The organism is Peptostreptococcaceae bacterium, assembly GCA_016649995.1.
Lineage (GTDB): Bacteria > Bacillota > Clostridia > Peptostreptococcales > BM714 > BM714.
The window spans coordinates 23,565-43,650 of the sequence record JAENWJ010000003.1; the positions used below are offsets into that span (position 1 = coordinate 23,565).

28 protein-coding genes and 2 riboswitches are annotated in these 20,086 nt (G+C 44.0%); of the genes, 26 read left to right on the top strand and 2 right to left on the bottom strand.

The features are described from left to right. Positions 1-450: 450 nt before the first annotated feature. Both JJE29_01140 and JJE29_01145 read right to left on the bottom strand, forming a co-directional pair. Positions 451-1,656, bottom strand: coding sequence for a methionine adenosyltransferase (locus JJE29_01140; protein MBK5251242.1), 1,206 nt, complete (start codon positions 1,654-1,656; stop codon positions 451-453). Between the two features lie 97 nt (positions 1,657-1,753). Next, positions 1,754-1,853: riboswitch (SAM riboswitch) on the bottom strand. Between the two features lie 84 nt (positions 1,854-1,937). Then, complete coding sequence (locus tag JJE29_01145) at positions 1,938-2,411, bottom strand: small multi-drug export protein (GenBank protein MBK5251243.1); 474 nt, start codon at positions 2,409-2,411, stop codon at positions 1,938-1,940. Between the two features lie 297 nt (positions 2,412-2,708). Between JJE29_01145 and JJE29_01150 the strand changes: the two genes are divergently transcribed. The 26 genes from JJE29_01150 to fliF all read left to right on the top strand — a co-directional run bounded on the left by JJE29_01150 (position 2,709) and on the right by fliF (position 20,083). Further along, positions 2,709-3,290: a sigma-70 family RNA polymerase sigma factor gene (locus JJE29_01150; protein MBK5251244.1), complete on the top strand. Its 582-nt coding sequence runs from the start codon at positions 2,709-2,711 to the stop codon at positions 3,288-3,290. 64 nt (positions 3,291-3,354) lie between these two features. Next, positions 3,355-3,582 carry a DUF1659 domain-containing protein gene (locus tag JJE29_01155; protein ID MBK5251245.1) on the top strand — a complete coding sequence of 76 codons (228 nt, stop codon included), beginning with the start codon at positions 3,355-3,357 and terminating at the stop codon, positions 3,580-3,582. Between the two features lie 17 nt (positions 3,583-3,599). Then, positions 3,600-3,812 (top strand): DUF2922 domain-containing protein, encoded by a 213-nt coding sequence (locus JJE29_01160; protein MBK5251246.1) that lies wholly within the window; start codon positions 3,600-3,602, stop codon positions 3,810-3,812. 138 nt (positions 3,813-3,950) lie between these two features. After that, positions 3,951-4,094 (top strand): YvrJ family protein, encoded by a 144-nt coding sequence (locus tag JJE29_01165; protein MBK5251247.1) that lies wholly within the window; start codon positions 3,951-3,953, stop codon positions 4,092-4,094. A 992-nt stretch (positions 4,095-5,086) separates the two neighbouring features. Continuing rightward, the gene (locus JJE29_01170) at positions 5,087-5,200 is read left to right on the top strand and encodes a hypothetical protein (GenBank protein ID MBK5251248.1); all 114 of its coding nucleotides are present in this window, start codon (positions 5,087-5,089) and stop codon (positions 5,198-5,200) included. Between the two features lie 85 nt (positions 5,201-5,285). Further along, a complete protein-coding gene (locus tag JJE29_01175; protein ID MBK5251249.1) occupies positions 5,286-5,432 on the top strand; it encodes a hypothetical protein in 147 nt (48 codons plus the stop codon). A gap of 53 nt (positions 5,433-5,485) precedes the next feature. Further along, positions 5,486-5,692 carry a hypothetical protein gene (locus tag JJE29_01180; GenBank protein MBK5251250.1) on the top strand — a complete coding sequence of 69 codons (207 nt, stop codon included), beginning with the start codon at positions 5,486-5,488 and terminating at the stop codon, positions 5,690-5,692. Positions 5,693-5,752: 60 nt separating this feature from the next. Then, complete coding sequence (locus JJE29_01185; GenBank protein MBK5251251.1) at positions 5,753-6,115, top strand: response regulator; 363 nt, start codon at positions 5,753-5,755, stop codon at positions 6,113-6,115. Positions 6,116-6,136: 21 nt separating this feature from the next. After that, positions 6,137-7,120 (top strand): flagellar motor switch protein FliM, encoded by a 984-nt coding sequence (gene fliM, locus JJE29_01190; protein MBK5251252.1) that lies wholly within the window; start codon positions 6,137-6,139, stop codon positions 7,118-7,120. 3 nt (positions 7,121-7,123) lie between these two features. After that, positions 7,124-8,200, top strand: coding sequence for a flagellar motor switch phosphatase FliY (fliY, locus tag JJE29_01195; protein ID MBK5251253.1), 1,077 nt, complete (start codon positions 7,124-7,126; stop codon positions 8,198-8,200). Positions 8,201-8,340: 140 nt separating this feature from the next. Next, positions 8,341-8,631: a flagellar biosynthesis anti-sigma factor FlgM gene (flgM, locus tag JJE29_01200; protein MBK5251254.1), complete on the top strand. Its 291-nt coding sequence runs from the start codon at positions 8,341-8,343 to the stop codon at positions 8,629-8,631. A gap of 3 nt (positions 8,632-8,634) precedes the next feature. Beyond that, complete coding sequence (flgN, locus tag JJE29_01205) at positions 8,635-9,084, top strand: flagellar export chaperone FlgN (GenBank protein MBK5251255.1); 450 nt, start codon at positions 8,635-8,637, stop codon at positions 9,082-9,084. Between the two features lie 9 nt (positions 9,085-9,093). Continuing rightward, positions 9,094-10,674 carry a flagellar hook-associated protein FlgK gene (gene flgK / locus JJE29_01210; protein MBK5251256.1) on the top strand — a complete coding sequence of 527 codons (1,581 nt, stop codon included), beginning with the start codon at positions 9,094-9,096 and terminating at the stop codon, positions 10,672-10,674. Positions 10,675-10,684: 10 nt separating this feature from the next. Next, the gene (flgL, locus tag JJE29_01215; GenBank protein ID MBK5251257.1) at positions 10,685-11,575 is read left to right on the top strand and encodes a flagellar hook-associated protein FlgL; all 891 of its coding nucleotides are present in this window, start codon (positions 10,685-10,687) and stop codon (positions 11,573-11,575) included. Between the two features lie 20 nt (positions 11,576-11,595). Then, positions 11,596-12,030, top strand: a complete 435-nt coding sequence (locus tag JJE29_01220; GenBank protein MBK5251258.1) for a flagellar assembly protein FliW — start codon at positions 11,596-11,598, stop codon at positions 12,028-12,030. A gap of 3 nt (positions 12,031-12,033) precedes the next feature. Continuing rightward, a complete protein-coding gene (gene csrA, locus JJE29_01225; GenBank protein MBK5251259.1) occupies positions 12,034-12,282 on the top strand; it encodes a carbon storage regulator CsrA in 249 nt (82 codons plus the stop codon). Between the two features lie 149 nt (positions 12,283-12,431). Next, complete coding sequence (locus tag JJE29_01230) at positions 12,432-13,610, top strand: flagellin (GenBank protein ID MBK5251260.1); 1,179 nt, start codon at positions 12,432-12,434, stop codon at positions 13,608-13,610. A 227-nt stretch (positions 13,611-13,837) separates the two neighbouring features. Beyond that, entirely contained in the window at positions 13,838-14,218 is a 381-nt protein-coding gene (locus tag JJE29_01235; GenBank protein MBK5251261.1) for a flagellar protein FlaG, read from the top strand. Positions 14,219-14,228: 10 nt separating this feature from the next. After that, a complete protein-coding gene (gene fliD, locus JJE29_01240) occupies positions 14,229-15,629 on the top strand; it encodes a flagellar filament capping protein FliD (GenBank protein ID MBK5251262.1) in 1,401 nt (466 codons plus the stop codon). Between the two features lie 33 nt (positions 15,630-15,662). Next, positions 15,663-16,028 (top strand): hypothetical protein, encoded by a 366-nt coding sequence (locus JJE29_01245; protein ID MBK5251263.1) that lies wholly within the window; start codon positions 15,663-15,665, stop codon positions 16,026-16,028. An 8-nt stretch (positions 16,029-16,036) separates the two neighbouring features. Further along, positions 16,037-16,402: a flagellar export chaperone FliS gene (fliS, locus tag JJE29_01250; GenBank protein MBK5251264.1), complete on the top strand. Its 366-nt coding sequence runs from the start codon at positions 16,037-16,039 to the stop codon at positions 16,400-16,402. Positions 16,403-16,418: 16 nt separating this feature from the next. Continuing rightward, positions 16,419-16,880, top strand: a complete 462-nt coding sequence (locus tag JJE29_01255; GenBank protein ID MBK5251265.1) for a hypothetical protein — start codon at positions 16,419-16,421, stop codon at positions 16,878-16,880. Between the two features lie 253 nt (positions 16,881-17,133). Further along, complete coding sequence (gene flgB / locus JJE29_01260) at positions 17,134-17,550, top strand: flagellar basal body rod protein FlgB (GenBank protein ID MBK5251266.1); 417 nt, start codon at positions 17,134-17,136, stop codon at positions 17,548-17,550. 2 nt (positions 17,551-17,552) lie between these two features. Next, the gene (gene flgC / locus JJE29_01265; GenBank protein ID MBK5251267.1) at positions 17,553-17,987 is read left to right on the top strand and encodes a flagellar basal body rod protein FlgC; all 435 of its coding nucleotides are present in this window, start codon (positions 17,553-17,555) and stop codon (positions 17,985-17,987) included. Between the two features lie 18 nt (positions 17,988-18,005). After that, positions 18,006-18,293 carry a flagellar hook-basal body complex protein FliE gene (gene fliE, locus JJE29_01270; GenBank protein ID MBK5251268.1) on the top strand — a complete coding sequence of 96 codons (288 nt, stop codon included), beginning with the start codon at positions 18,006-18,008 and terminating at the stop codon, positions 18,291-18,293. Between the two features lie 3 nt (positions 18,294-18,296). Beyond that, positions 18,297-18,383, top strand: a riboswitch (cyclic di-GMP riboswitch). A 101-nt stretch (positions 18,384-18,484) separates the two neighbouring features. Beyond that, positions 18,485-20,083 carry a flagellar M-ring protein FliF gene (gene fliF / locus JJE29_01275; protein MBK5251269.1) on the top strand — a complete coding sequence of 533 codons (1,599 nt, stop codon included), beginning with the start codon at positions 18,485-18,487 and terminating at the stop codon, positions 20,081-20,083. Positions 20,084-20,086 lie beyond the last annotated feature (3 nt).

A 20,086-nucleotide genomic window follows, 5' to 3' on the forward strand; every position in this document is an offset into this window, starting at 1 on the left:
CTTCGCATCGGGCCAAGGCCAAAGCGGATTTCTGACGATTTTATCTTATCCAAAGTGGTGAGAAACTATCCATCGCGCGATGCCGTTCAATCCGAAGCCCCAACCTGCTTTTGGGGATAGGAAAGTGCAAGGGAAAGGAGTAAGACAAAAATCTACGAATACTTACAGGGCACGCGAAGCTATGGATCGTTCGATGCTTTTAATCAGGTTCATTCGCCAAGCTTGTTATATGAAGCTAGCCGTGTTTCGGATTGTATCGGTTTTCAAGATGCCGTTCAATCCGAAGCTCTAACCTGCTCTTGGGGATAGGAAAGTGCAAGGGGAAAGTGAGAAAAAAATGAAATCGAGAAGGGGGCGCAGTTTAAGAATCGTATTTTCGGCTGCACAAAAAAAGAAAGCGCAAGGTTTTCACTTTACGCTTTCTCTTTTTGTTGATTTTAAATATGTTTCTTATTTATCTAATCCGGCTTCTTTTCGGAGTATCTCGGCTTTGTCTGTTTTTTCCCAGGCAACGTCTAGGTCTTCTCTTCCCATGTGTCCATATGCCGCAAGTTTTTTGTATATGGGTTTTCTGAGGTCAAGTTTCTCTATAATGGCTGCAGGCCTAAGATCAAAATGCTTTTGAACAAGCTCAGAGATTTTATCTTCGTCAATCACTGCAGTTCCGAAGGTTTCAACCATTACGGACACGGGTCGGGCAACACCTATGGCGTATGCCAGTTGCACCTCGCACTTGTCTGCAAGTCCTGCTGCGACAACATTCTTTGCTACATATCTTGCGGCGTAGGATGCAGAACGGTCGACCTTTGTGGGATCTTTACCGGAGAAGGCTCCGCCGCCGTGTCTTGAATATCCTCCGTAGGTGTCGACAATTATTTTTCTTCCTGTAAGGCCCGCGTCTCCCTGTGGTCCTCCGGTGACGAACTTGCCTGTTGGATTAACATAGTATTTTGTATTCTCATCAAGCAGATTCTTGGGAATTACAGCCTTTATAACATGCTCGATCATGTCTTTTTCGATTTGTTCATGTGTAGCTGTTTCGCTGTGCTGCGTAGAAATTACAACGGCGTCAACCCTTGCCGGTTTTCCGTCGACATACTCGACAGTAACCTGGGATTTTCCATCGGGTCTAAGGTATGAGAGATAGAAAGACTTGTCCTTTCTTACAAAAGCCAAACGCTTAACGAGTTTGTGCGCAAGAGAAATGGGAAGAGGCATCAGCTCGGGAGTTTCGTTGCATGCAAATCCATACATGAGTCCCTGGTCTCCGGCTCCTGTTTTATTGTAACGATCTTCATCGTTTTCGCTTTCCTTTTTCTCCTTGGAATTGTCAACTCCAAGCGCTATATCACTTGACTGCTTGTCTATGGATGTAAGCACCGAACAGGTGTCGCAGTCGAATCCGTACTTAGCCCTTGTGTATCCTATTTCTCGCACTGTATCCCTTACTATTCCTGTTATGTCTACATAGCAATTGGTAGTTATCTCACCAATTACAAGCACCAAGCCTGTTGTAACGGCTGTTTCGCAAGCCACGCGAGCCTCGGGATCTTCCTTGATTATTGCGTCGAGGATTGCATCCGAAATTTGGTCGCAGATCTTGTCTGGATGCCCTTCGGTCACCGATTCGGCCGTCATTAAGAATTTTTTTGTCATTTTGATGCCTCCTTGTTTTGGTTGTTTCTTGATACCCGGAGCGACTTTTAATTAAAAAACCTCTTCCCAAAGGAAGAGGCATATTTATACCGTCTGTTCCTCATCTTCCAGATTCAATCTGTAGGATTTGGCACCGCGTATTTCTACCGGTTGCCGGGCTTCGTAGGGCCTATTCCCTCCACCACTCTTGATAAGGTATCAAGTTTTTATTTAGTTTTACAACATATATAGTACACCCTGCGCAAATACCTGTCAAGAAGCTTTTTGCGCTTTTTTCTTGCTTATATTATTGCCTTGCTAAGGAGCGTTACAAGAATAGCTGCTATGCAATCTCCGGTTAAAATTGCTAGAAATGCTCTTTTTATGGGGATGTTGAAAAGGGATGCGGCCATTGCACCAGTCCAGACTCCCGTAGAAGGGAGCGGTATGGCAACGAAAAGAATCAGTCCGTATGCACTGTATTTCTTTATGTTTTCCGCCCTGCGATTTGTTCTGCGCGTCAATGTGTCTACTATTTTAACACCGGTATTGCTTCCCCTCATCCTAGTGAATACAGGCTTCATAAATAAAAGTATGAAGGGTACAGGGAGCATGCTTCCTGCTAAAGAAATCAATGCCGCTGAAAAAGGATTCATTCCTTCCGCAATTCCGAGAGGAATGGCGCCCCTGAGCTCGACTATGGGAAGCGCCGCAACTAAAAAAACCCGTATTTCTAAAGCCATGAAATTTATCAATTTAATTATGGACGTTTCCAATAGATATCACCGCCTAAAGCATTCTAACGATATTATACACTAATCCGGCTTGAAAGAATCCTTAATTATAAAACCGTGGGGCTTTCACTGCGTAGCAATGATATAGAAGAATTCGGTAGCTCGACAGTTTTTTACCCAACTTAAAAATTATAAACGCTATTTTTAATCCGGTTTAAATTAAAACAATATTCTATGGCCAACTTTTTACAAGGTCGGCTTTTTTCTTTTGAAATGAAAAACCGTATGATGGCACTGCCAGGCAAATCATGGGAACCGGTTCCCCAAAGGAATGGGGAAATGGACAAAAGTATACAGTATATGGTTGTTGACACGGCGGAGGGCAGGTCTGATTTTCGGGGGGTTGTAGTCAGAAGGCTTGAACCCCTTATAAAGAAATCCATTGGTAGATTCTATTATGGCGATATGGATTATGAGGACCTGATGCAAGAGGGCAGGCTGCGCCTACTCAAGGAAATTGACCGTTTTGATCCGGAAAGAGGCACGGTATTTCTTGGTGTTGCGCAGAAGTCGTTAAGGTATCTTTATTGTGAGCTAAGGAGGAAAAAAGTTCCGCTTTGCCTGCTCAATGTTTGCATTAGAGGGGACGGCGATAACAGGGAAGAAATAGACCTAATTGAGGATTTGGTAGATATCGGGGACCTTTGCATAGGCAAGGAGATCAGGCTGACTATGAAGGGGGCTTTCGATAGGTTGAGGCCTGTGCACAAGGATATGATCAGGGAGTATTTTTTGAAAGGAAAAACACTTAGGCAGATAGCCGGAGAGAGGGGAATACACTACATGACGGCTGTGCAGCGAAAGAGAAGGGCTCTTGAGGAATTGGGAAAAAATCTTGAAGATATGGGATACGAAGTATAAACAATCCGGTCAAGGCTCATTTATATAGTAGACCGGTCGGAAGAAAAAAAAGGAGGTGCTTTGTATGGCAGTAGTATCGCAGGCAAAAGATTCTAAACTTAGAATCAAGTACATCGAGGGTATCGATGTTGAGGGAAACAACATCGTTAAGACCAAGACCTATTCAAAGGTCAAGGCAGAATCGGCGGATGCCGATGTTTATGCGGCAGCCGATGCAATGATGAATCTTCAATCTAAATCGATTGAGGAAATTGCAAGAATTGATGAAGAAGAACTGGTAGATGAAGTATAGGAAGGGGGGCATAAAAAATGAGCGATAGGCTTGAAATGACTTTCAACAACAACGCAGGAACAACCTCGAAAATCTCTGTCGACAATCCAAAAGTGGATTTGACGGCGGTTGAGGTTCAAACGGGAATGGGCGCAATAGTGACTGCAAATATCTTTGACAGCACCGGTGGGGATCTTGTTTCCGCAAAGAGCGCCAGGGTTGTAAGCACAGAAATCAATGAGTTGTTCTAGGATGGCAGTAGGCAGTAGGCAGTAGGCAGTAGGCAGTAGGCAGCAGGCAGAAAAAGATAAAAGCAGTAAAAGAAACAGGCGGAAGGCGGTCGAGTGGTGACCGCCTTTTGTCAACTTAAAAAAAGAGGGTGATTGCGGATGGAAGAGATTTATGCGAATGTTGCCAATCTGGGTTTCCCGATAGCCGTTTCAGTATACCTGCTGGTGCGGATTGAAGGGAAACTCGAGAGGCTTACGGAAAGTATTCTTGAGCTTTCCAGGGTAATCAATATAGAGAGATAGCAGGGAAAACAGCAAAAGAAGCGTGCAGCGGGCAGTGGGCAGAAAAAGATAAAGAAAAAGATAAAGAAAAAGATAAAAGAGCAAAGGCAGTGGGCAGTGGGCAGTTGGCAGTGGGCAGTTGGCAGAAAAGGATAAAGATAAAGATAAAATAGCAAGGGAAGCGTGCAGCGGGCAGAAAAAGACAGAACAATCATTGGTTTTGTTCTTTTGGTAGTATAACAAAATCTGGGTTCTTTCTCATATTGTGTGGATTTAGCTTTTAACTAAGTTAAGATGATACATTATAATTGCCAATTGTGATATACTTTTTCATGAGTGATTTACTTATTACTCCTACTCATAAGATAGCCTCACGGAACTAACCGAGCGTGTTTTTTCAAGGCTTTCATAAAACACTAATATTACAATCCTCCTATTTTTACTAGGAGGTATTTCTTTTTTTGCTTGTGAAATTGGAAATTATTTTTGTAAAATCCATCTGATAGACTATTAAAATCTTGACTTCATGAACCGACTTGGTATGCTAGCCAACAGTTCCTAAAGTAAAGACATGAAAAGCCGTTATCTGTCTTTTATATAGACATCCAATAGCGACTACTGCAGCTACTGCAGCTACTGCGACTACTATCACGAGATTCCACTAATTTATCACCTTAAAACCCTACAGCGACTGCTAAGACTACTATATTTTTCTGTCACGAGATTCCTACTCGATTGTGAAAAAGGAACTTTGGTATAGACGACTAAATGAATTTTAAAAATTACCGATAGAATAAACATAAGCAGTCTTTATATGGCAAAACGAATTATACATAGAGTGAATGATCGAAATCTATAGCCATAAGATGGAACAATTGGTCGAGCAATTGGAAACCATTATCATAAACAATGAAAAGACTTAGGACATTTTATAGGATATCTCTGAAATTTTAAACGGGAAACCGGAGGCAGATAATAATCGGAACCTTGAAGATGTACAGGACGAAGGTGTTTTGGACTTGGATTTAGAGGCGGGCGACAGGTTTTACCATGTTAAAATCAGTTTTGATGAAGATTCTCAGCTGGAAAATGTAAGGACTTTTTCCATCGTAAATGGTATAATGTAATTCGGTAAGTAGGTTTTTCATTATCCTTCGGATTTTAAAAGCGATTCTAACGAAGCATTAATTCGAGTAAAAGGCTTTGAAAAATTTGGAAATAGAAGAAATCGATGTGAATATTTACAAGTCGATTGCTGGGGAATTACAAGGCGAAAGCAGAAATTCAGAAAAAGAAGTATCGGAGAAAAAGGAATCATCTTTAATTATCGAGAAAGCAAAAGATAAAGGAAGACAATAAACTGAATAAAGTTGCGAAAAAGCAAAAATATATAAGTGTTAAACGGAAAGGGATTGAATAGGGGAAGAATTGTTGAAGAGGCGATAGAAAAGGGATTTTTTACCAATAAAGAAATCGCCGGCTTTTACGGACGGGAAGTCGGCATGGATGTGGTGGCTCGCGATATTGAGAAAATCGGTGGTGTAGTCCGAATCGAAAGTCACAGAGGAATAATATTGAAGCGGTTCGCAATATCCTTGAAACCTTACGAATCCCGGTAAAAACAATGGAAGTGAAGAAATTACAGTAAAAGGATTATTGTTTTCGGGAGGTTTATTTAAATGGCGAAAAGCGTTTTAATAGTGGATGATGCAGTATTTGTTAGAATGATGGTTAAGGACATACTCGAAAAAAATGGTTTCATGGTTGTAGGTGAAGCGGGAAACGGAATAAAGGCAGTAGAGGAGTACAAAAAACTGAAACCGGACATTGTGACGATGGATATAACTATGCCGGAGATGAACGGAATCGAAGCCTTGAAGGAAATCAAGAAATTCGATCCAAAAGCAAAAGTGATTATGTGCAGCGCTAGGGGACAACAGGTTATGGTCTTGGACGCCATTAAGGCAGGTGCCATGGATTTCATTGTCAAGCCTTTTAACGGTGAACGTGTTGTCGAGGCAATTTACAAGGCATTGAAATAAACTCCGTAAAGAGGTGGTCTCATGGAAAAAATATTATCTCAAGCAGAAATCGATACTTTAATCAATGAGATAAGCAGTGGCGCTGAGAAATCCGAAAAAATTGTAAAGACGGAGGAAAAACGGCGGATAAAAAATTACGATTTTAGAAGACCCAACAAGTTTTCTAAAAATCATATAAATGTCATCAAATCCATTTACCAAAATTACGCCAGAATCCTATCCAATATTTTATCCAATCAAATGAGAGCTGATATTGAAATGAAGGTGGCATCCGTTGAGCAGGTCATCTATGGTGAATTCATGCGTTCTGTTTTAAATCCTACGCTCATGTGTATTTTTAGAATGGAACCATTGAGAGGTCCCATGATATTGGAGGCTAAACCGCAGTTGGGATTTCAATTGGTGGATTTGCTATGCGGTGGAACGTTGCGTAATAACATCGAGTTGAGGGAATTCACGGAAATTGAAATCAGCATAATAAAGGAGGTTATGGCCATGATGATAAACGAAAACAAGATGGCCTGGAAGGAATTTTTAGATTTGGAACCCGTCATGGACGGGATAGAAACCAACGGCCAATTGAACGAGATATTGTCGTTTGGAGTAGCCGTTTGCCTAATAACTTTTAGTATCAATATAAATGGCGAACAAAGTTTGATTAATATGTGCATCCCGTATAGAGCTTTTGACGGATCCCTTGACAAACTCCACACTAATACTTATCAAGAAATGGATAGTATGGCATCTGTAGATATGCACCGATTCGACATAGAGCAAATCATAGGAAAAAGCAACGTGAATCTGAGGGTGAATCTCGGAGAAGCGCAAATCACTGTGGAGGATTTCATGGAGCTTAGTTGCGGAGATGTGCTGCAACTGGACATACTGGCAGGGGAACCCATGAAACTATACGTAGAGGACTGCGAGTATCTGCGTGTTCAGCCTGGTCTCTACAATAAAAAATTGGCAGTTCAGGTCGTAGAATATACAAGAAAGGATGTGTAATAGGTGAGCGACAACTTTTTATCTCGGGAAGAAATTGATTCTCTGCACCGCAAGAGTATGGACGTAGACGATACGGAAGATATCAGTCCTCAGGAAAGAGATGTAATGGGGGAAGTGGGAAACCTTTCCATGTCGACAGTGACCACGGCCTTGTCAACTTTATTGAATAAACAAGTCAGTATTACGACTACGCAAGTGGAGTTGACAACATTCAAGGAACTGGTCGCCAACTTCGAGACACCCTATGTTTTGTTGCAGGTGAAATTTAATGAGGGGCTTCACGGAACAAACGCTCTTTTGATGAGAAACAGGGACGCATCAATCATTGCCAACCTCATGATGGGTGGAGATGGCAGCAATCCGAACAAGGAAATGTCGGAAATAGAGTTCAGTGCAGTGTCTGAAGCTATGAATCAAATGATAGGCTCGACTTCAACGGCTATATCTACCATGCTGGGACGGTCTGTGGACATAGATACGCCCTTCATCCAGGTAGGGGATGATACTGGAAAAATCGAACTTCAAGATCTTTCGGCCGACACGAAAGTCGTAAAAATTGTTTTTAATATGAAAATCGAAGACCTGATTGATAGCGAAATCACGCAATTGTATATGATTGAAACCGCCAAAGAGATTTCAAAGGGTATGCTGGAAGGCCTCGACTCACCGGATTCAAAGCCTGAAAATACCTTTGGAGAAGAGCTTGAAACGAAACCCTTCTTTGAATCTGAAGTTTTTGAAATGGAAAGACCTAATGAAGATGTTCGAATCCAAAAACCGATGTTTGCGGAATTAAAGGAGCAATCAAGGCAAAGGGGTCCGAGAAACATAGATCTAATTTTCGATGTGCCGCTGGAATTAAGCGTGGTTCTTGGAAAGACGAAAAAAAGCATAAAGGATATTTTGGCGCTTGAGCCGGGAACCATTGTGGAATTGAATAAATTGGTTGAAGAGCCACTGGAAATATACATCAACGGCAAACATTTGGCACAGGGAGAAGTAGTAGTGGTGGATGAAAAATTCGGTATACGTATCACAAATATTCTCAGCGCAGCTGAAAGGGTACTCAAATTGGGTTAATAGAGAGCAAGTCAGAAATTTTCGATTCAGAAATCCTTGATTTTTAAGAAAGTTTTTTGAAACAGTAAACTTCTACATGGGGATGCCGATATAATAATAAGGGAAGATATGGACAAGACCGGATAAAGAGGTGGATAGTTATGAAGATAAACAGAACGGGATATGCACAGTTTGTACAAAAACTTGAAAAAAGCATAGAAAAGAATAATATAAGCTCAAAATCGGGAGAAAAGGACACCATCAAATTGTCCGAGGCCTCACAAAAAATCAAAGATTATGCCAAGGCCATTAAAACCATGGATTTCGGAAATGCCAATAAGGTTGAATCCATAAAAGCAAAATTGCAGGCAGGAACATACAAAGTGTCTTCAAGGGAATTGGCAGACCGCATACTTGCTGAAATCAATCAGCAGATGTACAAGGAGAAATAAATCATGAGGCATTTATTGCAGCGACAGGAAAATCTTTTGAGGCGGCTTGCAGATTTGCTTCGCGAGGAGAAAGATGTTCTAATACATGAAGACGGGAAGCGTCTAATGAAGCTTGTTGCCCTCAAAGAGTCGATACAGAAGGATTTGGATCAAACGGAAAACTTTAGAAAAGAGGCATGGGGAAATATTTCCTTGGGTGAGATGGTCCGTCAATTGGACGAAAAAAGGGGTCGGAGCCTTTTTGAAAAGGGCGAAGCCATAAAGAATCTTGCGGATGAAGTCAAGGCGCTTCAGGAAATAAATATTATGCTCACTCAGCAATCCGTGAAGTATGCCCAACGGCTCATGGACATACTTCAAAAAGCTATTAGAAAGAGCGGAATCACCTATGGACAAAAGGGTACTGTTGCGAACAAGCAAGGAGTGACAGCATCTATGGACAGATCGGTTTAGGGGGAAGTCATGTCAGGCATATTTCAAGCATTTAATGTGGCAAAGCTCGGCATGCAGGTGCAGCAATATGCCGTAAACACCACGAGTCACAACATTTCAAATGCAAATACGGAAGGGTTCTCAAGGCAGAGGGTCAATCTGCAGACGACCCAGCCTTTTAGTTATGCCGGCATCGGACAGTTAGGTACCGGCGTGGAAGTCGTCTCCATAACCCGGACTAGAGACGAACTCCTCGATGCACAGATACGTTTTGAGAACGCCATAGAGGGGCGTTTCGAATCCGGAGAGGCTGCCCTTGAGCAGGTGGAAATGATATTGCTCGAGCCGAGCGATACGGGGCTCAATTCAACCTTGGGCGAATTTTGGAATTCGTGGCAGGAATTGAGCAAAACTCCTGAGAATGTCAGTGCCAAGACTATAGTTGCGCAGGGAGCAGTTACTCTGACAGGCACAGTAAACCACTTGGACGGACAGATGGAAACCCTTAAAGCAGACCTGACGACCTTACAGACGTCAAAGGTCTATGATGCAAACGTGCTTTTGGGACAGATAAACGATATGAACGACCAGATATATAGAGTTAATATCAAGGGAATGGAGCCAAACGATCTCATGGACCGAAGGGATCTCCTCGTGGACAGGCTTTCTTCCATAATAAACATAGAAACGAGCCTAGACAAGAACGGCAGCATGGAGATAACAAACAGGGAGACAGGCAAGATTCTACTTGACGTGAATCCAAAAGAGCCTGCCGAGATGGAAATGTCCGTAGTTCAATCAGTCGTGTTTGTGGAAGGCGATACGGATGGAGAATGGCATCTCACAGTTTCACTAAAGGGTGATCCAACTGATATTCATACCGTAAAAACGAACGTTGCTGATTATACGCAGGGTGATGTTATTTTCACCGATCCCAGAGAGGATTGGAATGATGGAACAGTGATATTGACGAAACCGGACCTCAAGGAAGGCGCTCTGGTGGGAAACACCATGGCAATGACAGATATTTCAAACTATCAGGACCAGCTGGATTTGCTCGTCAATGGGATAGCGCAAGCGGTAAACAAAATTCATAATCCTGATGGTGTTACGGTGGATTTCTTCACGGGACAAGAAGGCGAACCATTCACTGCCGAAAACATATCTGTAAATGCGGCTATTCTGCAGGATGAGAATTTGGTGCAGGCGGGAGCAGTTTTGGACGGCCCCGCCGGCGACGGAAGCCGGGCACTGGCTATCGCCCAGCTCAGGAACGGTCGGTTCGACATGGCTGCAATCGGTTTGGATTTAGCCGGATACGATGCCGTGGATATGTCTGTGCCCTCGAATGCGGAGGGAACCTTTGACAGCTTCTACAAGGGAATCATTGCTACAGTCGGAATCGACACGCAGAGCGCCCAGCGGGGATTAGAGAACCAGGAAACCCTGCTGCTTCAGCTTAACCAGCGCAAGGAATCCATTTCAGGAGTTTCCATAGACGAGGAAGTGGCAAACCTCATACAATACCAGACGGCCTATCAAGCCAACGCAAGGGTAATGTCCACACTGACGCAGATGTTGGACACCCTCTTGAATGGACTGTTCGCATAGGAGGGACATGATGAGAGTCACAAACAGCAGTATAATGGCTAATTATCTGTATAATCTGAACAGGAATTTGGAAAACATGCAGAAGTTTCAGAATCAGCTTTCCACGGGGAAGGAAATCACAAGGCCCTCAGACGACCCGTTCCTGGCGACCAGGGCATTGGATATTCAGACTTCTATCGACCGTAACGACCAGTACCTTAGAAACATAGAAGATTCCAGCGGTTGGACCGAGATGACAGACAGCGCATTGGGAGGCATGGGAGATATGCTTCAAAAAATCCGTGAGCTGACCGTCTACGGGGCAAACGGAACCTTGGCGCCGGAAGACATGAAGGCTATAGCAAACGAGGTTGGGCAAAACATAGAGGCTATCGCACAGATTGGGAATACAAACTACGATGGCAGGTACGTTTTGGCCGGGCAGAAAACCACGGAGCCGCCATTTTCGGTTTCGGGATATATGCTTGCATACGGAGGAGACGATGGGGCGCTTAACCGCGAGCTCTCTGAGAACGTAACAATGGATGTAAGTGTTTCCGGAGGCCGGCTTACGGACGGCTCCGTGGAATCCTTGGGGGATACATTGAAAAACATAATGAACAGATTGGAATCGGGGCAAAACTCTGAACTTTCTTCGGATTCGTTGGAGAAGCTGGATGAGCACCTCGAAAATCTACTGAGTCTTCGGGCGGAGATTGGCGCCAAGTACAACCGGCTCCAGGCCGCGAAATCAAAAAACGAGGCTGAGACAATCAATTTGACAGAGCTGCTATCGGAGACAGAGGACATAGACATGGCCGAGAAAATCATGGAGTTTTCCATGATGGAAAATGTATATCAGGCTTCATTGGCGACGGGGGCAAGGATACTCCAGCCATCGCTATTGGATTATTTGAGATAAGAGAAGAGGTGCGTAGCGAGGTGAAGGTCAATACAAGAATTTTGGGAGAAATCGAAGTGGCACCTGAGGCAATTATAACGTTCAAGGAAGGACTTCTTGGTTTGGAAGAATTCAAAGCGTACGTGCTTCTTGAACTCCCGGACAATGATAGGTTTTATTGCCTTCAAAGCCTAGAGCGTCCGGATACGGCATTTTTTGTTATACGGCCTTGGGATTTCTTCCCCGACTACGAGGCGGAGATTCCCGATGGCGAGATGAGAACCGTGGGGATCTCAAAGGTTGATCAGGTGAATCTTTATTGCATTCTTACTATTTCCGGAGAAATAAAGGAAATGACGGCAAATCTTCTCGCACCGATTATTATTGGAGGCGAAAAAAATGAAGGGAAACAGGTTGTACTTAAGAAAACCGAGTATAAGACAAAGCATCGGCTCTTTACGGGGAAAGGGGTGTAGATTGTGCTCGTGCTAAGCAGGAAGGAAAACGAAGGTATAATAATAGGGGAAGGAATCATCGTCCGCGTCATGGGAATAGAGGACGGGCGGGTCAGTATAGGGATAGAGGCCCCCAAGGAGGTGTCAATCCACCGCGAGGAAGTCTTCGAGGCCATCAGAAAAGAGAACATGGAAGCGTCCGGGGCGACTGCGGGCCTTATGGATGCATTGGGTGAATTGAATGGATTGCAACCTTGGAAAGACCGAAAATGAAAACGGTCTTTTTTTATTTGCATTTTTTTAAAAAAAGCTAAACAAATAGATGGGCCTTCCGATATATACATTAGGCGAAGACTTCGGCCGAAGCTTCATCAAAAAAATCAGGCAAGGATGCCAAAAACAAATTCAAGGAGGAAAAAGAAATGAGAATCAATCACAATATTGCAGCGCTCAACACGTATTCAAGATTAAACAGTGCAAGCAATGCACAAGCCAAATCATTGGAAAAACTTTCATCTGGGCTTAGAATCAACAGAGCAGGGGACGATGCGGCGGGTCTTGCGATATCCGAGAAGATGCGCGGACAGATCAGCGGACTCAACCAAGCCTCAAGAAACGCACAGGACGGAATTTCCATGATTCAGACAGCAGAAGGCGCGCTAAACGAAACGCATTCCATGCTACAAAGAATAAGGGAATTGGCAGTGCAATCAAACAATGACACGAACACCTCGGACGATATTGTAGAAATACAAAAGGAAATCAAAGCTTTGACAGACCAGATTGACAGCATTGCAAGTGATACAGAATTCAACGGAAAAAAATTGCTAAATGGCACTCTCGCACTAAAACTTAAGGTGGATGATCCCGACCTCTTCCCTGAAGAAGCTGGCACAGCTGTTGGTTCTGTTGGGATTTTGGTCGACGCGGATGTGGATGTTTCTGCAGCTAAAGCAAGTGCGATATATACATTTACTTATGGATTGGCAGCTGAAGAGATTTCTTTGTCAAATGGTGAGGGTTTAAGTCAGACAGTAGGTATAGGCACTCTCGGGGCTGTTGCGGAAGGTGATGTTCTTAATTTTGATAAGCTGGGCGTAAAAATCACGATAGGCGCAACTGCTTCAGTAGCAGGTCTTGATGGACAAACGCTTATAACCGAAGATGATGCAGCAGTATCCGGAAGCGCTAATCTGCAAATTGGTGCGAATGCAGGACAGGAATTGAGGCTTTCTTTTAGCGATATGAGCGCAGATGCGTTGGGGATGAGCGCTGGCGCAACATTTGCGTTGAGTGGAGTTGATGTAAGCAGTGATATAAATACTTTTACGGACACTCTAGGAGTGATCGATCAGGCGATTTCAGATGTTTCAAGTTCAAGATCGACATTGGGAGCTGGGCAGAACCGCCTCGAGCACTCAATCAACAACTTGACAACTTCGGCAGAGAATCTCACAGCCGCCGAATCTAGAGTCAGAGACGTAGACATGGCCAAGGAAATGATGGAATTCACAAAGAACAACATATTGAGCCAGGCCGCCACGTCTATGCTTGCCCAGGCGAACCAACAGCCTCAATCGGTTCTTCAGCTTCTCAGATAGCATATGTAATGAAAGACAGCAAGCCGGCCGAATTGTCGGCCGGCTTGCATTTTTAATGCGAATAAAGCGTTATGAATAACATTCATAAAAAATGGACCGAGTTTCTTCCTAATATATAGCGGACTGAAAAAAGGCATAAGTGAACTTGGCCGGGACGTGAAATTTCAGGAATTCGGATTATTATGAATGGTATTCATAATAATAATGCGATAAGGAGGGACTTCTGAATGATAAGCGTGCAGAAATCAAATGGAGTTAAAACGGAAACTTTAGCAAAACCGTTTTCAATAGGGAAGTTTCCACAAAAAATTTTGGACCGGTCTGCTGATAATATCAAGAAGTCGGGGACAGAGCATCTGCAAGAGGAATTGAAAGAACCGCCGAGCCGTGAGGAATTAGAGGAGATATTAAAGTTAGCCGGACAGATCATTTTCGGGAATGACACACATTACGAATTCAAGCTTCATGAGAAGACGGGAACCATGATGTGCAAGCTGGTCAACAACGAGACCAACGAAACAGTGAGTGAGATCCCGTCCGAAAAGATTCTGGACGTGGTCGCAGGAATATGGGAATTAGTAGGAATAATTGTAGACGAAAAGGGTTAGGAGTGATTTTATGAGCAGCGGCATAAATTTTTTGGGTTCGTATTCCGGAATAGACCAGAGCACCATCGATTCCTTGATGGAAATGGAAAAGCTTCCACTGGTGCAGATGGCGAGTCAGAAAACCGAATACGAGAGCAAGCAGGACGCCTGGAGGGATATAAACACGCGCCTCGACAGCCTGATGACCAAGGTGAGGGACATCCAGTACGATTCGGTCTACGAAGGCAAGGCGGCAACGAGTACGGATTCGGGGACGGTTTCGGCTGCCGCGACAGCAGAGGCCATGAGCGGAACCTATGAGATAGTGATAGGCCGCATTGCGACCTCATCGCGGATCATAGGGGCAAAGGTTCTCGCGGTGGGGGAGACTAACGACACCGCGCTCGGCATCGCGGGGAGCTTCACAATTACGAACGGTGACGGGTTGTTTGAAACCGTCATGGTTGAGGCTACGGACACCCTTTCCACCATAGTGGGAAAAATAAACAACCTGAACGACACTCTCGAGGTGGCGGCGACGGTGGTGGACGGCCGTCTGGTTTTAAAGGACGACAATAAAGGAGCACGGACACTAACCCTTGCAGATGCGGCCGGAACGCCTCTTGCATCGCTGGGTTTGGATGTTGTAGATCCTTTGGTGACATCGGAGACCGGCCTTACCGCGCAGTTTTCCATAAACGGAATCGATATCGAAAGGGATACAAACGAGATTGACGATGCCGTAGTGGGGCTTACGATAACGCTTGGCGCAGAAACGAATGTAGGGGATTCCAAGATCATAACGGTTTCAAACAACACGGCGCAGGCAATCGAAAAGGTTGAGGCATTTATCGCCCAATATAATTCGACGCTTGCATTTCTGCAGGAGAAATCCGATGCGGGGGATTCTGAAACGGCCGGAAGCGCCGGAAGCGCAGGGACGCTGGCAGGGGATTCGACGCTTCAGAGGATTATTTCAAGGCTCAGAACCATGGCGTCAAGCTCTTTTTCCGGGCTTGATTCGAAATTTTCGAACGCATCCCAGCTAGGGATTACTACAATTGACAAGGAGGGCCAGCTTCAATTGAATTCTTCGAAATTGACTGATGCCCTAGTCGAAGATGCGAAAGCAGTGAAGAACTTTTTCCATGACACGGATGCGGCTGGAAACGAAATAGGCCTGACTGCAAACTTGGAAAATTATATAAATAGCCTCATTGCGACGGGGACGGGAATAACGGAGGTCAGGGCAGACGGTCTGCAGCGTTCTTTGGACACGCTGAGCGACCGAATCGACGCGTTCACCGACCGCATGGAGACGAGGGAGACTTATTACATCCGCATATTCACGAGGCTCGATGTGGCGCTTCAACAGGCTGAAAGCCAGATGTCGATGCTTACGGGCCAGCTGGATTCCTTGTCTGGCTTGTAAGTAGCTGAAGCAGTTAAAACAGGAGTGGGGTAAATGCTGAATATCGACAAGGTGGACTCTCAAATTTTGAAGCTGGTCCTAGAGAAGACAGAAAAGGATTATGTCCACAAAAAAGACAATCCCTTTGTTGATAAGGACGGGAGACACAAGGAGAAGGACAGAAAGCGGGATTCTAGCGTTCTTAGACAGGAAATTCACCGGCTCAACAAGGTATTCGAGGTAAAAGGTGTGGACATATACCTGGTAGTTGTGGAGGATGAGCCGGAAAATAGCCTGCAGATAAAGGTGTTTGAAAAATCGAGCAACTATTTGATTCGAATATTGAGCGAAGATGAGATGGACCGGATCTTGAAAAAAATCATGGGGGATTCGGGCATAATCTTCGATCGGAGAGTGTAGGAGGAATTATGTATAATACAGCGAACGCATACAGAGTTTACGAAACCAATAATGTAACCACGGCCTCGCCTAAAAGGCTGATAATTATGCTTTGTGACGGAGCCATCCGCTTATGCAAATTGTCGGAAATAGCAATCAGGGAAAAGAATATTGAAAAGAAAAATGAGTACCTTAAGAGGGCTCAAGCCATCCTGGGTGAGCTTTCGTTTACTTTGAATTTCGATGCCGGTGAAATAGCCAATCAATTGAGTGATCTGTATGCTTTTATGATGCGGGAGCTGGTATACGCCAATATAAAAATGGACGCGGAAAAGGTCAAGAGTGTTCGTGAGCTTCTTGAGGAATTGAGGGAAGCGTGGTCGGAGATTGTTTGACGAGGGGGAACGAGTAATGGAGCAACTGAAATTTTTGATTGGTAATTTGAAGGCTCAAACAAAGAAGTACGAGGCTTTGAAACCGGCAATGGTCAAGGACGGGAAATCGGCGGAAGATATCTTGGAAATTCTCAAGAATAGTCAGGATATCATAGATGATATCAGCCAGCTTGCCAAAGAAAGGCGAAGGTTGGAGTACCACCTGGCTGGTTCCTTGGGACTGGAAAAGTTTGATAGAAAAGTCCTGGAGAATCGAGTGCCGGAAAATCTGCTTAAGGCTTTTGACGAGGCTGTGGCTGATTTGACGAGGGAGCTTAAAGCCATGGTTCATTGTCAGAGAGACAACATACAAGTCATTATGAAGGGAAAAGCCGATGTTGTCGAGATGTTGTCGGAAACTTCCAAGGGAAAGAAAAACTTAAAGACATATTATGTAAAGGACAGGGAGGCTTGCTTCATCGATAAAAAGTCGGAATGAACCGACTTATAAAAATATTCAAGTAATTTAAATATATTTATAAAGCATTCAGGCGTTGGAATTACAAGTGAATACAGTGAAAATACAGATTGCACACAGTGTAAAAAGCAGGTTGCCATAAAAAGGACTTGCTTTTTCTATTTCTATCAGTTATCCTTGACTTTGAGCATAAGGAATAAGAATTTTATATAATTCATAATAATAAATTCAGGTGTATTGTCATTGAAATTCGATCTGATAGGAAGTGACTGAAATGAGTATGCAAATCATCGGAAGTCGGGATTTTGAAATATTAAAAAAAGCTATGGATACTGCAACTCTTAGGCAGAAAACCATAGCCAACAACATTGCCAACGTAAATACCAAGGGCTACAAGGCACAGAAGGTGTCATTCGAGGAAGCCATGAAGTCTGCCATAGGTTCGCCGAAGGGGACTACGCTGAAGATGACTGACCAAGGGCATATGGGAACCGAAAGCAAAATAGAATCCGTTCGGCCTGAAATCGTCAGGGATGAATCTGCATCTCAACGGATGGATGGTAACAATGTGAATATTGAATCGGAAATGGTGAACCTTGCGGCAAATCAGCTTTTGTACAGTGCTTTGACCCAGCGGATTTCCAATAAGATTTCAGTTCTGAGATATGTTATCCATGAAGGGAGAGGATAATTTTGAAATTATTCGATTCACTGGCTATCAGCGCTAGCGGGTTGACGGCCGAGCGGCTGAGGATGGATGTTATAGCCGCCAATATAGCCAATGCCAATACGACTCGCACAGAGGAAGGCGGTCCATACAGAAGAAAAGTGGCAGTTTTTCGAGAAAAACTACAGACTGAACTCAATAGGGATGTTTTTAAGGGAGACTGTCCGGGAACTGGCGTAGAAGCGGTTGGAATTGAAGAGGATCAAAGCCCTTTCAAACGGGTTTACGACCCTAGCCACCCCGACGCCGACGAGGATGGGTATGTGGAATTGCCAAATGTCAATCTTCTCAATGAAATGGTAGACATGATTGCGGCCACTAGAGCTTATGAAGCAAATATTACAATCCTTAATTCAAGCAAGGCTATGTATGCTAAGGCTCTTGAAATAGGCAAAGGCTAATGATGATGGGAGATAGGGATGAGAATAGAATCTTTACTTAATGTGGGAATTGTTTCGGGTGACAAGTCTTTAGGCGCCGACAAGGCAACATCTTTTTCGGAGACTATGAGAAAGCAATTGGAAGAGGTCAATGAGCTACAGATACAATCCGAAAAAAACTCTGAAGCTTTGGCTCTTGGCGAAACTGATGACATACACAATGTTTTAATACAGGGCGAAGAGGCAAGATTGGCACTTGAAATGACTGTTCAGGTAAGGAATAAAGTCATCGAAGCCTACCAGGAAATCATGAAAATGCAAATTTAATAGTTTTGGAAAGGGCAAACCAATTGAAAAATTGGGACGCAAAGTAATCGGGTCTACGGCGGTAAACGCTATGGCAGCCGGACTATAACCTGACAGAATACAGGGGAGCCTTTTATAATAGGGCTTTTTTTTGTGTGCTCATGTATGCCCGTCATAAGAGATAAAATAATAGAAAAAGGGAGCCATGGGAAATGGAAAATCCGAAACAAATGGCTAACAGAGTGGATAAAATATGGAAAAATATGAGTAAAACCAAGCGATTAGGAGTTGCAGGATTGTGTTCTGCGTTTTTGATTGCATTGGTCGCCTATTACATATTTTTTGGACAGGTGAATTATGTACCTATCTTTCCAAACCTCGAAATGAACGATTCGGCCGACATCATCAAGAAACTCGATGAAATGAAAATAAGCGATTATAGGATTGAGGATGAAGGCATGACCATATTGGTGCCGGAATCACAGGTGGGACGTTTACGTATCGATCTTGCAATGGATGGGTTATTGCCTAAAAGCAGTAAGGGTTTTGAAATTTTTGACGATACAGGGTTCGCAGTCACTGACGAGGACCGCAAAATCATGTATCAGAGGGCTTTGGAGGGAGAATTGGCCCGTTCGGTCATGTCTTTGGAGGAAGTGGAGTATGCCAGGGTACATCTGGCCCTTTCGGAAGAATCGGTTTTTACCCGGGAGGCAAAACCGGGGAGTGCCACGGTGGTACTCAAGATTAATTCCCTCAATAGACTGGAGCCACAGCATATACGGGGCATTATTGCCTTGGTTTCGGGAGCGGTTAGAAATGTTCCAGAAGGGAATGTTCGGGTTATAGATACTAATGCCAATCTTCTTAGCGAAGGAATTTTTATGGACGAGTCAGAAATGTCGGCAACCGCCCTGGTCAACAGCCATCTTGCTATGGAGGCGGCATTTGAAAGTGATCTCGAGGTGGGGATTCAGAATATGTTGGAGCAGACTTTGGGGGTTGGAAATGTTCTTGTCAAAATCAATGCAGATATGGATTTTGATTCAGAGGAGACAACCATTGTCGAATATGATGATGAAAAGGTTTTAAGGAGCCAGCAGGACCGATTGGAGCGTTCCGACAGTCTAAATGCTACGGCAGGTTCGAGTCCTGTGGATAATAATCTGGAATATTATATAGAAAACCCGGATGCTGTTGCCGAAGACGGCAATGTCAGCAACTTCGAGACGACTCGCAATTATGAAATAGGGGAGACACGGATGCATCGGATAAAGGCGCCAGGGGAGGTTCGACGGATTTCGACCTCTGTAGTTTACAATGGAACTCTTTCGCAAGATAAAGGTACGGCTATTCGTAACCTTATCGTGGCTGCTGTGGGATATGACGAGAGCAGAGGGGACCTCATCAGCGTGGAAGGAATGGCATTCGACAAAACTTATCAGAATCAATTGATTGCGGAAATGGAAGTGCAACAGGCGACAACCTTTGAGATAGAGCAGAAAAGGCAAAAATATCTGCTCTATGGCGGCATCGCCGGTGGTTTTTTGTTTTTGATTCTTTTGGCCGTAATGGTGTTGATTCTACGAAAGGGCCAAAAAGGGACCCGCTTTAGAGAAAGGCTCGATATGAACATAGGGCAACCCTTGCCGCTTGAGAATGTAATGGATAATGTCATAGAGGAGGCCACTGTGAGAATGGAATCCATGGAAGACGGGGAACTTGAAAAAAGTGTCAAGATGTATGCCGATGAACATCCGGAAAAGCTGGCGGAATTGGTGAAGACTTGGGTTTTGAAGGATGAGGTGTGATGA

Bases quoted from the DNA above. Each gene is read 5' to 3' on its own strand.
- JJE29_01140 (MBK5251242.1), bottom strand. From the start codon at position 1,656: ATGACAAAAAAATTCTTAATGACGGCCGAATCGGTGACCGAAGGGCAT.
- flgK (MBK5251256.1), top strand. From the start codon at position 9,094: ATGTCAGGCATATTTCAAGCATTTAATGTGGCAAAGCTCGGCATGCAG.
- flgB (MBK5251266.1), top strand. From the start codon at position 17,134: ATGAGTATGCAAATCATCGGAAGTCGGGATTTTGAAATATTAAAAAAA.
- JJE29_01230 (MBK5251260.1), top strand. From the start codon at position 12,432: ATGAGAATCAATCACAATATTGCAGCGCTCAACACGTATTCAAGATTA.
- fliD (MBK5251262.1), top strand. From the start codon at position 14,229: ATGAGCAGCGGCATAAATTTTTTGGGTTCGTATTCCGGAATAGACCAG.
- flgM (MBK5251254.1), top strand. From the start codon at position 8,341: ATGAAGATAAACAGAACGGGATATGCACAGTTTGTACAAAAACTTGAA.
- flgL (MBK5251257.1), top strand. From the start codon at position 10,685: ATGAGAGTCACAAACAGCAGTATAATGGCTAATTATCTGTATAATCTG.
- JJE29_01155 (MBK5251245.1), top strand. From the start codon at position 3,355: ATGGCAGTAGTATCGCAGGCAAAAGATTCTAAACTTAGAATCAAGTAC.
- JJE29_01165 (MBK5251247.1), top strand. From the start codon at position 3,951: ATGGAAGAGATTTATGCGAATGTTGCCAATCTGGGTTTCCCGATAGCC.
- JJE29_01235 (MBK5251261.1), top strand. From the start codon at position 13,838: ATGATAAGCGTGCAGAAATCAAATGGAGTTAAAACGGAAACTTTAGCA.
- fliE (MBK5251268.1), top strand. From the start codon at position 18,006: ATGAGAATAGAATCTTTACTTAATGTGGGAATTGTTTCGGGTGACAAG.
- JJE29_01150 (MBK5251244.1), top strand. From the start codon at position 2,709: ATGGACAAAAGTATACAGTATATGGTTGTTGACACGGCGGAGGGCAGG.
- fliM (MBK5251252.1), top strand. From the start codon at position 6,137: ATGGAAAAAATATTATCTCAAGCAGAAATCGATACTTTAATCAATGAG.
- fliF (MBK5251269.1), top strand. From the start codon at position 18,485: ATGGAAAATCCGAAACAAATGGCTAACAGAGTGGATAAAATATGGAAA.
- fliS (MBK5251264.1), top strand. From the start codon at position 16,037: ATGTATAATACAGCGAACGCATACAGAGTTTACGAAACCAATAATGTA.
- JJE29_01185 (MBK5251251.1), top strand. From the start codon at position 5,753: ATGGCGAAAAGCGTTTTAATAGTGGATGATGCAGTATTTGTTAGAATG.
- JJE29_01255 (MBK5251265.1), top strand. From the start codon at position 16,419: ATGGAGCAACTGAAATTTTTGATTGGTAATTTGAAGGCTCAAACAAAG.
- JJE29_01245 (MBK5251263.1), top strand. From the start codon at position 15,663: ATGCTGAATATCGACAAGGTGGACTCTCAAATTTTGAAGCTGGTCCTA.
- JJE29_01160 (MBK5251246.1), top strand. From the start codon at position 3,600: ATGAGCGATAGGCTTGAAATGACTTTCAACAACAACGCAGGAACAACC.
- flgN (MBK5251255.1), top strand. From the start codon at position 8,635: ATGAGGCATTTATTGCAGCGACAGGAAAATCTTTTGAGGCGGCTTGCA.